Source organism: Streptomyces sp. NPDC008238 (assembly GCF_042956445.1).
GTDB lineage: Bacteria > Actinomycetota > Actinomycetes > Streptomycetales > Streptomycetaceae > Actinacidiphila.
The window spans coordinates 625,079-638,668 of record NZ_JBIBGK010000003.1 but is presented as its reverse complement, the minus strand read 5'-3'; the positions used below and the strand labels follow the sequence as shown (position 1 = coordinate 638,668).

Sequence of the window (13,590 nt, the reverse complement as noted above, 5' to 3'; positions counted from 1 at the left end):
AACCAGGGCAGTCCGCGTAACCGGGCGGCGGCTCGGCGCCATCACTCACGGAGACGCCTGGACGGGCCGGCCGGACCGTGGAAGGCGGCACGGTCGGCGGCGGCGGTGCCGCGGGCCCAGCCTTCGTGGTCGCGGCCCCGGAGCCGCTGGGTGCGGGTGTCGGGGAACATCGCGTCGGCGGCGCGGCCGACGGCGACCTCACGGGCGGCCAGGACCGGGAGGACCTCCGTGGCGCCGGTGGCCCGCGCGGCCTCCTCCGTCGCGTCGCGGGACGCGGTGGCCAGGCGTTCGCCGACCCGGCCCGCGTAGGCGATGAGGAAGGACTCACGGAAGTCCCGCGACAGGTCGCCGCCCCCACCACCGCCCCCACCGCCCCTGCCGCCCTTGCGACGCGGGCGACGCGCCGCCGGTCCCGGGACGCCGCCGCCGCGCATGGCCGCCTCGGCCTGCACCAGCAGGGAGGTGTAGAGCACCTCCACGGCCTCCAGGTCGGCCTCCCAGCCCACCACCGTCGAGAAGCCGAACTCGGCCGACCACACGGCGCGGCAGCGGTTCGCCGCCGCGACCGCGTCGAGCAGCAGCGCCTTCGGCGCCTCGTACGGCCGGTCCACGCCGATCCGCCGCGCGCCGGGCCCGCCGCCGCCCGCAGCGGTGCCCGCGACCACTGCCTCGTCCACGCTGTGCCGTGCCATGAGGTGCTGGGCCTTCGCGCTCAGCGCCTCCGCCTCCTCCGGGAAGGCCGTGGACTCCGCCTTCGCCAGCAGCGCCCTGATCCGCCGCAGCATCGGATGGCCCGTGGCGCCGGACGCCGCCTCGGGCGCGGCCGCCGGGGTGATCCCGGGCAGCCGCCCCAGCAGGCGGACGAGTTCCAGCACGGTCGTCGCGACGGTGAAGCGGTCCAGCCGCTCGGCCGCCCCGTACGCGCCCAGGAGGCCCGCCGGGTCACCGCCGCCGTCCTCGGTGAGGCGCCCGGCGAGCCGCACGTGCTCGGGGCGCAGTTCACGGCGCACCATGCGCAGCAGGTCCGCGTCCTCCCAGCCGCGGGCCCGGCAGCCCCGCAGCAGCCCGCCCACCGCGGTCGCCACCGCCCGGCCGACCTCGTCCCAGCCGGCCTCCGCCGCCGCCATGGCCGACGCCCCGGCGTCCAGCGCCGTCTCGACGTCCCCCTCCGGCGCACCTTTGGCACCGGCGAACGCCGTCTCGACCACCGTCATCGCATCTCGCACGGTTCAGGATCGCACCGACACGCCACGGGCGGAGCACGGTGCCCACGCGGCCGTGCGTACCGGGCCAGGGTGTGGAGCCGTGAGCACCGACAGCGGGCGCGAGGGCTGGAACATCCGCACGGCCGGACCGCCCGACGCCGCACGACGGGCCCTGCTGCTGCCGGGCGCCCTGTGCACGGCCGAGTTCTACGCCGACGTCATGGCCGAACCCGCGCCCGCGGACGCCGGACTCGGCCTGGTGGCCGTCACCCTGCCCGGCCACGGGCGCAGCCCCGCCCCCGAGGACCTGTCCATCGGGAACTACGCCCGCCTCATGGCCCGGCTCGCCGCCGACACCGGCTGCGACGTCGTGGTCGGGCACAGCCTGGGCGCCAACGTCGCCATCGAGATGGCCGCCCTCGGCGAGTTCTCCGGGCCCCTCGTGCTGCTCTCGCCCGTCTTCTCGCGCGGCGACGAGGCGAGGGAACTCGCCCTGCTCGACCGGCTCGCCCACGTGCCGGTACTGGGCCTGGCGGCCTGGGCCGTGGCGCTGAAGACCCTGCCCCGCGGTGTCCGCGACAGCCTGCCGCCCGCGCGCCGCGACACCCTCGCCTCGATCATGGGCGACAACGACCCGGCCTTCTGCCGCGCCGCGCTCCGGCAGTACTTCGCCCACCTCGACGAGCACGGCTCCCTCGTCACCCGGTTGTGCGCCAGCGGTGCCCGGGCGGTCGTCGTGCGCGGCAGCGCGGACAACATCGGCCTCACCGACGAGGAACGGCACGACCTCGACACCTGCCCGACGCTGACCCTCGTCACGGTGCCCCGCGCCGGGCACGGGGTCCTCTTCGAACAGCCCGGCCGGGTCGCCGAGATCATCGTGGCCGCCGCCGACGGGACCGGCTGACCCCACCCCGCCCCTCACCTGCGCTGCACGCTCCCGAGGGGGGTGAACCCGCCCGCACCGCGACGAACCGGCCATCGCGCCTCCGGGCCGGTCATCCGCCGGTCGCCCGCTGGTCGTCCGGCGGACATCCGGTGATGGGACCGTGCGGGCGTGACTCGCACGATGGCTCTCGGACTGGCCGGTACCACCGCGCTGGCGGTCGGCGGCAGGGCCGCGGGGGCGCTTCCGGTACGGGACGGGATCGCGCTGCCCCACGGGGAGGCGGCGGCCGGGCTGCTGGTGGCGTACTTCGGCCTCGGCCTGCTCGTCGCGGCGTGGTGGCAGCTCGGCCGGATCGTGCGCGGGCCGCGGCCGCCGTCGATCCGCGCCCTGCTGACGACCTTCGCCGTGTGGGCGGCCCCCCTGCTGCTGGCACCGCCGCTGTTCAGCCGGGACGTCTACAGCTACCTGGCGCAGGGCGCGATGGTGAACGCGGGCATCGACGCCTACACGCACGGCCCGAGCGTGCTCGGGGGCACGGCGGCCGCCGAGGTGCCCGCGATCTGGCGGAACAGCCCCGCGCCGTACGGCCCCGCGTTCCTGGCGCTCGCTCGGTACGGAGCACACGCCGGGGTCACCGGGATGCGGGCGCTGGCGCTGCTGGGCGTGGCCCTGCTGGCGACCCTGCTGCCGCGGCTCGCCCGCCGCTGCGGCGCGGACCCGGCCGCGGCCGTGTGGCTCGGGGCGCTCAACCCCCTCGTACTGCTGCACCTGGTGGCGGGGGCGCACAACGACGCCGTCATGCTCGGCCTGCTCGGCGCCGGCCTGGGCGCGGCGCTGGCCCGCCACCCGGTGCCGGCAGCCGCGCTGGTGACCCTGGCCGCCCTGGTCAAGGCACCCGCCGCCCTCGGACTGCTGGTCGTGGCGAGCCTGTGGGCCGAACAACTGGAGGGCCGCTGGCGCCTGGCGCGCGCCGGGGCGGCCACGGCGGCGGTCGCCGGCGCGGCCACCGTGGCCGTCACCGCCGTCACCGGCGTCGGCTACGGCTGGATCGGCGCGCTCACCACGCCCGCCTCCGCCTCCAACTGGTCGCTGGTCAACGTCCTGGGCCGGTTCATCGGCACCCCCGACGTCTGGCGGCTGCTCGGCATGGCCGCCGCCGCGCTCGTCATAGCCGCCGTGTGGCTGTTCCGCGAGCGGCTCGGGCCGGTCTACGCCCTCGGCATCAGCCTGCTCGCGGTGGCGCTGCTGGGGCCGGCGATCCGTCCCTGGTACCTGCTGTGGGGGCTCGTACCGCTCGCGGTGGCCGCCCCGGACGGCCGGGTGCGGCGGCTCGCCGCGCTCGCCAGCGCCGCGTTGGCCCTCGCGGTGCTGCCCAGCGGCTTCGCCGCGACACCCCATCAGATCGCCCTGGCCGCCACGGGGGCGGCCCTCGCGCTGCTGCCGCTCGCCGCCGTGCGGCTGTTCCGGCTCGTCCGTCCCGCGCTCGCCTCATGAAGCGGATCGTGACGGCGGCCGCCGCCGTGGCCGCGACCGCGCTGTTCCTGGCGACCGTGCCGCTGCACCGGCACTGGTTCGACCTCGGCGTGTACTGGGGCACCGTCAACGCCTGGGTGTACGACGGCGTCGGCGTCTACGACTACCTCAGCCCCGGCACCACGTACGGCTTCACCTACCCGCCGTTCGCCGCCCTGTGCATGCTTCCGCTGACGCTGCTGAACTGGCCCTCGGCCGTCGTCCTCGCCGCCGCGGTCAACATCTGCGCGGCGGGCGCCGTCCTGTGGTGGACGGTCCGGCCGATCGTGCGCCGCCAGGGCTGGACCCCCTGGTACGCGATGGTGCTGGCCGGGTGCCTGATGGCGCTCCTGGAGCCGGTCCACGACACCTTCACCTTCGGGCAGGTCAACCTCGTCCTGCTCACCCTGGTGCTCGCCGACGCCGAACTGCTGCGCCGCGGCAGCCGCTGGGCCGGGTGCGCCATCGGCCTCGCCGCGGCCGTGAAGCTGACGCCCGCGCTGTTCATCGGATGGCTGCTGCTCGCCGGGCACCGCCGCGCCGGGCTCGCCGCGGCCGCCACCGCCCTCGGCGCGACCCTGCTGGCGGCGGCCGTCGCCCCGGGCGCGTCCCGCGACTTCTGGACCCGGGCGATGTGGGACACCGACCGCGTCGGCTCGCTGTCGTACGCCTCCAACCAGTCACTGCGCGGCACCTTCGCCCGGCTCGACGCCCCCACGTGGGTGTGGGCGGTGGCCGTCGTCGCGGTGCTGGCGGTGTGGGCGTACAAGGTGCGCAGGACCGACGTCGCGACGGGCGCCGCCCTCACGGGTGTGACGGCCTGCCTGATCAGCCCGGTGACCTGGGTGCACCACCTGGTGTGGCTGATCCCGGCGCTGGCCGCGCTGGCCGCCGAGGCGCTGCGGTCGCGGAACCGCGGCACGGTGACCGCCGCGATCGGCAGTTACGTCCTGCTCTGCAGCAGCGTCGTGTGGCTGTGGCGGGGCGACCCCGGCACCGGCGGCGTGGGCGCCCTCGTGGGCGGCAGCGCCTACGTCTGGATCGGCCTGGGGCTGCTCGTCGCGCCCCGTCCCGGATGGCGTACCAGGGCGCGCCCGCGTCCGATCCTGGCTGACAGGGTGGGGGAGAGGGCCGGCTGACGGCCCGTCGGCCGTGCTGTCCGCCGAGCCCCGAGGAGATCGACGCATGCGTGTGTCCCTGCGCCGGACGTTCGCCGCGGTGCTGATGACCGCCGTCCCCGCCCTGGCCGCCCTCCCCGCGACGTCCCCCGCGCAGGCGCACTCCCCCGCCCTGGCACCCCTGCTCGGGGCGGGAGCGCCCCACTCCATCCCCGGCCGCTACATCGTCACCCTGGCCCCGGGCAGCGACCCCTCCTCCGTCGCGAAGGCCGCCGGGATCACCCCGGCCCACGTCTACGACAGCGTGATGCGGGGCTTCGCCGCCCCGCTCACCGGACGGCAACTGGCGCGCGTACGGGCCCTGCCCGCGGTACGCGGCGTCGAGCAGGACACCACCGTCACCCTGCCCGCGGAGGACCGCGTCCCGGTGTCGACCAGCCGCCGCCTGCCGGGCGGCACGCCTCCCCCGCCCGGCGGCACCGGACGCTTCTGGGGCCTGGAGCGCGTGAACAACCGGACCCCGGCCACGCACGGCTACACGGTCCGGGCGACCGGCGCCAAGGTCACCGCGTACATCATCGACAGCGGGATCGACTTCACCCACCCCGAGTTCGGCGGCCGCGCCCGGGCCGGCATCGACGAGATGGAGGACGACGACCGCAACGCCGCCGACTGCGCGGGCCACGGCACCCACGTCGCCGGCACGGTCGGCGGCGAGAACACCGGCATCGCCCGGGGGGTCTCGCTGGTCTCCGTGCGCGTGCTGGACTGCGAGGCGCGCGGCCCGAACTCCGGGATCATCGCGGGCATCAACTGGGTCGCCCGGCACGCGGTGAGGCCCGCCGTCGCCAACATCTCGCTGGGCGGGCTCTACTCCCCGACGATGAACGAGAGCCTGGACGCGCTGGCCCGCTCCGGGGTCTTCCCGGTCGTCGCGGCCGGCAACGACGACGTCAGCTCCTGCGTCATCTCCCCGGCGAGCGCCACGGAGGCGTTCACCGTCGCCGCGACCGACCGGACCGACCACCGGGCGCCGTTCAGCAACTTCGGCAGCTGCGTCAACCTGAACGCGCCCGGCGTCGACATCGCATCCGCCTTCCCCGGCGGGCTCTACGCGGTCATGAGCGGCACCTCGATGGCGGCGCCCCACGTCACCGGCATCGCCGCGCTCTACAAGGACACCTACGGGGACGCCGGCTTCGAGGCGCTGAAGAAGTGGCTGCTCGACCACGCCACCCGGACCACGACCCCCGAACCCACCGGCACCCCGAAGCTGGTGGCGTTCACCGGCGACCTCTGAGCGTTCCGGGCGCGGCGGACGGGTGCGTCAGGTGAGCTCCCGCGCGAAGTGCAGTCCCGTGATCGCCATGCGGCGGGCGTGGTAGAAGCGGTGCGCCCCGTGGTTGGCGACGCCCGCGTCGAGTTCCAGCCGCTCGCAGCGCGCCGCCCGGGCCCTGGCCTCCACCTCCGCCAGCAACCGCGTGCCCACCCCGGCGCCGCGCGCGTCCAGCGCCGTGACCATGTCGCCGACGAGCAGCGTCCGCCCCCTGCTGCTGGTCAGCACCCGGTGCGTGGCCACCCCCAGGTATCGCTCCCGCTCGTCCAGCGCCACCGTGAAGACCACACCCTGACCGTGCGCCTCCGCTGCGAACGCCGCGAACCCGTCGGCGGTCATCGCCGGCCTCAACGCCCTGATCAGGGGGCCGACTTCAGCGGTCATGGCCGGTTCACCAGGCTTCACGTCCACGAACGTCAGTTCCATGGCGTGATCCTAGGAGGCGCCGGCGCCCACCGCCTGCCGGTACGGATCAACTTGCCGTGACGTTCACCGGAGTCGGGCAGCCGCACGCCGAAGAACGCGGCACGCTAGCCGATTGGGCCGGGCGTCACGCGGGAATCCTCAACGCCACGGCGGCGAATGTCCTGGTCTGGTAAGAAACGACCGTGGATCATCGCGTCTCGAGCGATGGTCCCGGGCTCACACGCTGGGAGAGATCGACATGCTGAAGCCCACCTGCTCCTGCGAGAAGCACCCGGTCGGCGGGGAACCCCCGGCCGGCACGACCCCCGGCCCCCGCGCGGCCGACGGCCCGGGCTCCGACGGCCCGGCCGGCTCCCTCCTCGACGACGCCTTCGCGCCCGTAAACGGCGGCGCCCTCGTACCGTCCCACTGACGGACGGAACGAGGGCACCGGAACCACGGGCGGGGCCCGTGGGCAAGGTCAGCCCTCCAGCTGCCGCCACCACCAGGAGATCGCCGGTAGGTCCACGGGGGCGTCACTGCCGGGCATCGGCGCCGGCGCCCAGGTGGTAGGCAGGTAGGCCGGGTCCTCGGGGTTGAGGTAGCGCTCGCAGGTCGTCCCCCACTCGAGGTTCGCCCGGACCCAGTGGCCGAGCGAGGTCACGTACCTCTGCAGCTCGGGCGAGGCGACGCGGTGGACCTGCGCGCTCAGCGTCGTGAACAGGACCATGATCTGGTCGCGAAGGAACATCGCCTCGGAGACCATGCCGGGGACGGGCTTGCCGGCGGCGTGCGCGATGACGTCGAGCAGGTTCTGGTTGTCGCCGTCACGCACATGCTCCTTGCGGTACGACAGGATGTCGTTGTCCCACCCGGCCAGCAGGCAGGTCGCCTCCGTCAGCGCACGGACGTCCGGGCGCTCCAACTGCTCCGGCGGCAGTTCGTAGCCCTCCGCGATGTCGAGCATCATGACGCTGACCTTCATCGCGCCGTTGTGGATGCGCAGCAGGGCGTACGTGTCGAGATCGGGCGTCACGCGCTCGACCCGGTTGGCGGCCTCCCAGACCTGGCTGAAGAAGTACATGCGCATGGCATCGGTCCAGCGGCCCAGCTGGACGGGGGTCGCCACCCGGCCCAAGCGCAGCCGCAGGTCCAGGAAGGCGGCCTCGAAGGAGTGGTAGGGACTGTCCTGGGACAGCGGGGGTTCAGGGGCCTCCAGGATGCGCAGCAGCCGGATCAACACCCGGCTCAGCTCACCGGGATCGCGCCCGAGCCGCCCCTCGTCGCAGTGCGCGTCGTCGAAGGCGAACAGCCACATGCCGATGTCGGACGATATCTGCGTCACCTCCTGGGTCCCGAAGGGCGAGGTGAGGGCGGCGAGACGGCCCGCACCGACGTGCTCCAGGCGCTCGCGCTGGGACTCGTCCTCGTAGAGACCGAAACGACGGAGCCACTCGTTGGTGTTCCGGTCGAACAAATCCGCCAGGGGGTGGCTGGCGGGTGCGATCGGGCAGTAGAAGGGAGCCAGTTGGAGAGCGGGCACAGTGGTCACGGACGTGCTCCTTCGAGCTTGGGGGAGGGCAGGCCGGGACCGGCCACCTTCCGCACAGCCTTGCCATGAACGCGCCAAATCACAAAGGGCGACACCCGGCCTCACTGCTGACGGGCTCCGGACGGGCGACGGGGGGATGCCGCAGCGGAACGACGGACCCGGGCTCCACCGGCGATCACCTCTCAACTGTCAGCTGTCACAACCGTTCCACCTGTGACGCTCCGCACGGGTGGCGGAAATCGAACACAAGTGGATCTTTCAACTGACCATTACTCCGGCATATGGCGGAGCAGTCAAGAGACTAAAACGCGTCATAGGAGCGACAGTTGACGCGCATCCCGGTTGCGTTCATGAGCGAGACGTGTGCGCCTGATGCTCGACCTTGGCCGAACCGGCCACGATGGCCTTACGGCATGGAGGGCGCACGAAAGGGCGCACGGGCGCATTCGCCCGTGCGCCCGTCATGAACCGGTCACACAGTGAGACACGGTGCGGGAGTTACCGCCCCCGAAGTCGCTCGGTCAGCGCGCGCCACCAGGAACGGCGGGGCGGCGGAACCGCGGCCGCGGGCCACGGGGCGGCGGACTCAGGCCGAGCCGCCGGCGGCAGTTCCGCACCCACCGTGGACGTCTCCTGCGACAGCCGCGGCCGCGGCGGCGTCTGCGGAACCCGGGGCTCCTCGTGCACCTGCGTCTCAGCGGGCGCGGCCTCCTGGTCGCCGAGAGGCTTGCCCGGGCTGAACTCCGCCGGCAGCGCGACCAGGTGGCGCGTCATCCACGCGGAACTCGCCTCGAGCTCGTCCTCCGGCACGGCCAGCCGCAGGTCGGGCAGGCGCATCAGCAGCGTGTCGATGCCCGTGTCCACGATGGCGCGGGCGATGTCCCGCCCGGGGCACTCGTGCGGACCGCTGCTGAAGGAGAGGTGCGAACGGTTGCCGAACACCGGCGTGCTCAGGTCCGGGCGGACGCGCGGGTCGACGTTCCCCGCCGCGATGCCCAGCATGATCATGTCGCCTTCCTTGATCTTCTGCCCGCCCAGCTCGGTGTCCCCGGCCGCCCAGCGACCGGGGAAGGCCGCCATCGGCGGCTCGTCCCACAGCACCTGCTCCAGGGCGTCGGGCAGCGTCATGTGCCCACCGGACAAGTGCGCCCGGAACCGGGGATCGGTCAGAACCATCTTCAGCGCACTGGTGATGAAGTTGACCGTGGGCTCGTTGGCGGCCACGAGGAGCAGCCGCAGGTGCTCCGCGATCTCGTCATCGGTGAGCTCGGCGTCGTCGCGCACCAGCCACGAGGTCAGGTCGCCACCCGGGTCCGAGCGCTTGCGCTGCACGAGCTGCCGGCAGGTCGCGAGGACGTAGTCATTGCTGGCGAGGGCCGTCTCGGTGCCCCGCATCAGGTCACGGGCCGCCTCCACCAGCCTCGGCCCGTACTCCTCGGGCATGCCCAGCAGCTGGGTCATGACCAGCACCGGCAGCTGCTCGGCGAACTGCGTCACCAGCTCCGCTTCCCCGGACCGGCAGAACTCGTCGACCAGTTGGTTGGAGAAACGGATGATGTGCTGACGGATGCCACGGCGGTTGAGGCGCCCCATGCTGGTGGTGACCGCACCGCGCAACCGCTCGTGCTCCGCCCCGTCGGCGAAGACGCACAGCGGCTGCCAGGCGACCATCGGCAGCAGCGGCGAGTCCATGGCGACGTTGCCGTCGCGGAAGTGCTGCCAGATGCGGGAGTCACGGGAGAACCGCGAGGGATTCCGCATGGCCTCGAGGTTCTCGTGGTGCCCCAGGATGATCCAGGCGTTCAGGTCGCCGTGCACGAGGATGGGAGCGACCGGCCCGTATTCGGCACGGAGCTTCTCGTACAGGGCCATGGGGTCGGCTTCGGCCTCGGGGCCGTAGAGCCGCCGAAGGGCGCCCGGGCCGAGGCCGTGGGCGGGGCATTCGGGGGGTGGGGTGGTCACGGGACGCTCCTGATCACGGGCGGGGAGGGATCACAGGGCCGATGCGGCGGCGAGGGACTGGAGATGGCGCATGAGCGTCATCAGCACGTCACGGACGGAACTGCGGGACCGGGCGTCGCACTCCACCAGGGGAACGTGATCCGGCAGGTCCAGGGCGGACCGCAGCTCGTCGAGCGGATGGTGCGGCGACTCCGGGAAGGAATTGACGGCGACGACGAAGGGCGTACCGCGCTCCTCCAGCCGCCCTATCACGTCGAAGCTGACCTCGAGGCGCCGTGTGTCGACCAGCACCACCGCGCCCAGCGCACCCTCGAAGAGCCCGTTCCACAGGAACCAGAAGCGCTGCTGGCCCGGTGTGCCGAACAGGTAGAGGACCAGTTCCTCGTTGATGCTGATGCGGCCGAAGTCCATGGCCACCGTGGTGGCCGTCTTGCGTTCCACGCCGACGATGTCGTCGACGCCCACGCCGGCCTGGGTCATCGTCTCCTCGGTCGAGAGCGGCCGGATCTCACTGACCGATCCGACCAGGGTCGTCTTGCCGACCCCGAAGCCCCCGACAATCACTATCTTGACCGCGGCGGTTGCCGATTCCGGCAGAGCGTCCTCGCTCCGCGGCCCCCTGACGCCGATCGCGTCAGAGCCTTTCAAGTCCATGCATCACCGCCTCAATCAGTGCAGCGTCGGGAAGAAGTGCGGATGGGATGGGCGGTCGTGCCTCCACCCGCTTGTCGGCCAGCAGATCCGCGAGAAGTACGGTCACCACGCTGACCGGGAGGTTCAGGTACGCGGATATCTCGGCGACGGACAGGGGAGAGGTGCACAACCGCAGGATCGCGGCCTGTTCGGGCGCCATGCCCGGGGGTGGCCCCGAGCGGGCCCGTACCAGGGTGACCAGGTCGATGGCGGTCCCGTCCGAGGAACCACTGCGCCCTCCCGTCACCACGTAGAGCCGCTCGGGGTTTCCGTTGTCCCACTCCGGAGGTCCGTCGCTCATACGGCCTGCCCGTCCCGGCGCGGAGGACTGGTCAGGTGTGCGCCGATCCGCGCGACCAGGTCCCGCATCCGATTGCCCATGAGCCCGGCGTCGACGCCCTCGTCGGCGAGGACCGCGAGGTACGCACCCGCGCCGGCCGCCATGAGGTAGAAGAAGCCGCCGTCCACCTCGATGACGACCAGCCGCATCCGTCCGTCGCCGTGCGGGAACTCACCTGCGATGGCCGCGGCCAGGCTCTGCAGGCCCGCGCAGGCCGCGGCCAGGCGGTCGGCCGCGTCCGTGTCGCCGCCGTACTGGGCCATGCGCAGGCCGTCCGAGGACAACACCACGACGTGCCGGGTCTCCGGGACGCCCGTCGCCAGGTCCTTGAGCATCCAGTCCATGTTGGCCCGCTGCTGAATCACGGCTACTCACCCTTATCTAACGTTTCGTCACTGTTGCTGTCAGAGGAGGTGGCAGTGCTCTCACCGGACACGGCGCTGGTGAAGGCAGCCAGCCACATGCCCGGTTGCACGGACTCCTTGCCCGGCATCGGGTCCGACGCGGCAGTGACCGAGCCGTCGGCGGGCGTGGCGCCCGTCCGTGCACCGGGGGCGGGACTCGGGGCCGGAGCACGTCGCCGCCGCTGGGGAAGTCCGTTCGCGGTCCTCTCGTGCACGAGCGGCACGTCGTCCTCCGCCCACGAGGGGGAGGCGGCGGGCAGGGAGGGCCGGGGACCCGGAGCGACGGCCGGCGCGGGCGCCGGGGCCGTCCGGGGGTCGGAAGCGCGCTGGTCCGGGACCACGGGCCGGGGACCCGAGACGGAACCGATGCCGTGCGCCAGGCCCGTGGCGTTCGCCGCCGTGGTGATGACGTCCTGCGGGACGATCACTACGGCGCGCACCCCGCCGTAGGCGGAGGAGCGCAGCGACACCTGGAAGTTCCAGGTCGCCGCGAGGCGTCCGACGACGGCGAGGCCGAGCCGGGGTGTCTCGCCCAGGTCGCCCAGGTCGAATCCGGCCTGGGCCTCCGCCAGGGCGCGCTCGGCGCGGGCCCGGGACTCCTCGCTGAGGCCGACGCCGCCGTCCTCGATCTCGATGGCGATGCCGGACTGCACCTCGACGGCGGTGAGGTGGACCCTCGTGTGCGGCGGCGAGTAGCGGGTGGCGTTGTCGAGCAGTTCGGCGACCGCGTGGATCAGCGGCTCGACCGCGGGTCCGACGACGGCCACCTCCGTCACGGAGTGCAGCTCCACGCGGGTGTAGTCGGTGATGCGCGACATCGCGCCGCGCAGCACGCTGAAGAGGGGTACGGCCCGGCGCCACTGGCGTCCGGGGCGGGCGCCGCCGAGGACCGCGATGCTGTCCGCGAGCCGGCCGATAAGGGCGGTCCCGTGGTCGAGCTTGAGCAGGTCGCCGAAGACCTCGGGTGTGCGGCCGTGCCGGTCCTCCATCTCCCGCAGGTCACTGGCCTGCTGGTGGACGATGGCCTGCACGCGGCGGGCGATGTTGACGAAGGCGCGCTGCGAGGACTCGCGGACGTCCTCCTCCGCGGAGACCGCCTCCAGCACCGAGTGCAGCATCCGCTGGTGGGCCTGCTGGAATCCGGGCGTGAGGCCCTCGGAGTCCTCGTCGATGTCCTTGAGCACGTCGGCGACGAACTCACCGCGCTGCAGCCGGGCCACCGCGTTCGGCAGCTGCTCCCGGGCGAGCCTTTCGGTCTCCGCCTCCTGGCGGGCGAGCCGGAACTGCAGTTCTTCCTCACGGCGTACGAGTTGCTCGCGCAACGCCCGTACGGCGGTGCCCCTGCGGGCGGTCTCGGCCCCGAGGACGGCCACGGCCACCGTGGCGGTCACGCCGCACCACAGCACCGCCTCCCGGGCGGCCGACGGGACGGTCCATACGGCGACGGCGGTGACCGCCGCGACTATGCCGACCGGCAATAACCACGCGGACGTGGCGGTGGGCCGGCGGTCTCCGGGGGACGATCCAGCACGAACCATCAGCATCCTCAGGTGATCGCTAGACATGGAACGAACACAGCACGAGCAGGCGGAGTGCGGCCTCAGCGACCTGGGCAATCGGCGACCGGTCGGCGAGGTGCGCCTGACCTGGCGTAATTGCTACAACACGCTGAGCCGCAAGTAGCATAGCCGCTTCCATTCGGTGGCTGATGCCGCCTCATGATGCCTTTGGCACATGCCGGTTGACGTATGGTTATCGATTCTCGAGCGTCGACGCAAACCCCTCCCGGGCACTCCCGCACCATCTGTGCGGCCACGAATCGATCATGAGCAATGACCGATATAAACTGTTTGACCAGGGATGGCTTGGTCGATGCCGACGCCGGTCCCCGTGCCCCGGGAGGCCCCCATGAGCGAGCAGGAACCCGCCGTGCGGGACGCCCACGCGAGGGCCCCGGAAGGCCGCTTGCGCACGTCACATGCCCCCCGTGGGGCAGGCTGCGGCCCGGGTGGGAGGGGGTGGCGGACGGCACGGGCGGGGGCCGCGCGAAGGCGCGGGGTGGAACCGGAGGGGCCGGCTCCGCAGGGTCCGCGCGGACGGTACGGCCGGGCCCCGGGGTACGGGGCGGGGCGGCCCCGGCGGGCACCGTCCGGCCGTACGCGACGCGCCCGGCA

The 13,590-nt window shown here is 73.1% G+C and carries 13 protein-coding genes; 5 read left to right on the top strand and 8 right to left on the bottom strand.

The annotated features are described in order from the left end of the window. Positions 1 to 41: 41 nt before the first annotated feature. Positions 42 to 1,226, bottom strand: coding sequence for a DUF2786 domain-containing protein (locus tag ACFZAU_RS11780; RefSeq protein ID WP_500552001.1), 1,185 nt, complete (start codon positions 1,224 to 1,226; stop codon positions 42 to 44). A gap of 79 nt (positions 1,227 to 1,305) precedes the next feature. Between ACFZAU_RS11780 and ACFZAU_RS11775 the strand changes: the two genes are divergently transcribed. From ACFZAU_RS11775 to ACFZAU_RS11760, 4 genes are all read left to right on the top strand, one after another. Next, positions 1,306 to 2,112, top strand: coding sequence for an alpha/beta fold hydrolase (locus ACFZAU_RS11775; RefSeq protein WP_500552000.1), 807 nt, complete (start codon positions 1,306 to 1,308; stop codon positions 2,110 to 2,112). Positions 2,113 to 2,274: 162 nt separating this feature from the next. Next, a complete protein-coding gene (mptB, locus tag ACFZAU_RS11770) occupies positions 2,275 to 3,588 on the top strand; it encodes a polyprenol phosphomannose-dependent alpha 1,6 mannosyltransferase MptB (protein WP_500552085.1) in 1,314 nt (437 codons plus the stop codon). Further along, positions 3,585 to 4,745 (top strand): glycosyltransferase 87 family protein, encoded by a 1,161-nt coding sequence (locus ACFZAU_RS11765; protein ID WP_500461197.1) that lies wholly within the window; start codon positions 3,585 to 3,587, stop codon positions 4,743 to 4,745. The genes mptB and ACFZAU_RS11765 overlap by 4 nt, the downstream gene beginning before the upstream one ends. Positions 4,746 to 4,791: 46 nt before the next feature. Continuing rightward, entirely contained in the window at positions 4,792 to 6,024 is a 1,233-nt protein-coding gene (locus ACFZAU_RS11760; protein ID WP_500551999.1) for a S8 family peptidase, read from the top strand. Positions 6,025 to 6,051: 27 nt separating this feature from the next. Here ACFZAU_RS11760 and ACFZAU_RS11755 read toward each other — a convergent pair whose 3' ends face one another. Continuing rightward, on the bottom strand, positions 6,052 to 6,486 hold the full coding sequence (locus ACFZAU_RS11755) for a GNAT family N-acetyltransferase (protein ID WP_500551998.1): 435 nt from the start codon (positions 6,484 to 6,486) through the stop codon (positions 6,052 to 6,054). A 238-nt stretch (positions 6,487 to 6,724) separates the two neighbouring features. On the opposite strand from ACFZAU_RS11755, the gene ACFZAU_RS11750 reads away from it, so the two are divergent. Beyond that, positions 6,725 to 6,898, top strand: coding sequence for a hypothetical protein (locus tag ACFZAU_RS11750; protein ID WP_500551997.1), 174 nt, complete (start codon positions 6,725 to 6,727; stop codon positions 6,896 to 6,898). A gap of 48 nt (positions 6,899 to 6,946) precedes the next feature. On the opposite strand, the gene ACFZAU_RS11745 is transcribed toward ACFZAU_RS11750, so the two are convergent. From ACFZAU_RS11745 to ACFZAU_RS11720, 6 genes are all read right to left on the bottom strand, one after another. Then, positions 6,947 to 8,017, bottom strand: a complete 1,071-nt coding sequence (locus ACFZAU_RS11745) for a terpene synthase family protein (protein ID WP_500551996.1) — start codon at positions 8,015 to 8,017, stop codon at positions 6,947 to 6,949. Between the two features lie 498 nt (positions 8,018 to 8,515). Beyond that, positions 8,516 to 9,979 (bottom strand): cytochrome P450, encoded by a 1,464-nt coding sequence (locus tag ACFZAU_RS11740; protein ID WP_500551995.1) that lies wholly within the window; start codon positions 9,977 to 9,979, stop codon positions 8,516 to 8,518. Positions 9,980 to 10,009: 30 nt separating this feature from the next. Next, on the bottom strand, positions 10,010 to 10,633 hold the full coding sequence (locus ACFZAU_RS11735; protein WP_499599722.1) for a GTP-binding protein: 624 nt from the start codon (positions 10,631 to 10,633) through the stop codon (positions 10,010 to 10,012). Further along, entirely contained in the window at positions 10,614 to 10,973 is a 360-nt protein-coding gene (locus ACFZAU_RS11730; RefSeq protein ID WP_499599721.1) for a DUF742 domain-containing protein, read from the bottom strand. Before ACFZAU_RS11730 ends, ACFZAU_RS11735 begins: the two co-directional genes overlap by 20 nt. Next, positions 10,970 to 11,356 carry a roadblock/LC7 domain-containing protein gene (locus tag ACFZAU_RS11725; RefSeq protein ID WP_499600269.1) on the bottom strand — a complete coding sequence of 129 codons (387 nt, stop codon included), beginning with the start codon at positions 11,354 to 11,356 and terminating at the stop codon, positions 10,970 to 10,972. The genes ACFZAU_RS11730 and ACFZAU_RS11725 overlap by 4 nt, the downstream gene beginning before the upstream one ends. 23 nt (positions 11,357 to 11,379) lie before the next feature. Further along, a complete protein-coding gene (locus tag ACFZAU_RS11720) occupies positions 11,380 to 12,954 on the bottom strand; it encodes an ATP-binding protein (RefSeq protein ID WP_500551994.1) in 1,575 nt (524 codons plus the stop codon). Positions 12,955 to 13,590: the final 636 nt, after the last annotated feature.

Excerpts from the sequence above, each read along its gene's own strand:
- ACFZAU_RS11750 (WP_500551997.1), top strand. The coding sequence starts at position 6,725 with ATGCTGAAGCCCACCTGCTCCTGCGAGAAGCACCCGGTCGGCGGGGAA.
- ACFZAU_RS11760 (WP_500551999.1), top strand. The coding sequence starts at position 4,792 with ATGCGTGTGTCCCTGCGCCGGACGTTCGCCGCGGTGCTGATGACCGCC.
- ACFZAU_RS11725 (WP_499600269.1), bottom strand. The coding sequence starts at position 11,356 with ATGGACTGGATGCTCAAGGACCTGGCGACGGGCGTCCCGGAGACCCGG.
- mptB (WP_500552085.1), top strand. The coding sequence starts at position 2,275 with ATGGCTCTCGGACTGGCCGGTACCACCGCGCTGGCGGTCGGCGGCAGG.
- ACFZAU_RS11730 (WP_499599721.1), bottom strand. The coding sequence starts at position 10,973 with ATGAGCGACGGACCTCCGGAGTGGGACAACGGAAACCCCGAGCGGCTC.
- ACFZAU_RS11755 (WP_500551998.1), bottom strand. The coding sequence starts at position 6,486 with ATGGAACTGACGTTCGTGGACGTGAAGCCTGGTGAACCGGCCATGACC.
- ACFZAU_RS11735 (WP_499599722.1), bottom strand. The coding sequence starts at position 10,633 with ATGGACTTGAAAGGCTCTGACGCGATCGGCGTCAGGGGGCCGCGGAGC.
- ACFZAU_RS11720 (WP_500551994.1), bottom strand. The coding sequence starts at position 12,954 with ATGGTTCGTGCTGGATCGTCCCCCGGAGACCGCCGGCCCACCGCCACG.
- ACFZAU_RS11765 (WP_500461197.1), top strand. The coding sequence starts at position 3,585 with ATGAAGCGGATCGTGACGGCGGCCGCCGCCGTGGCCGCGACCGCGCTG.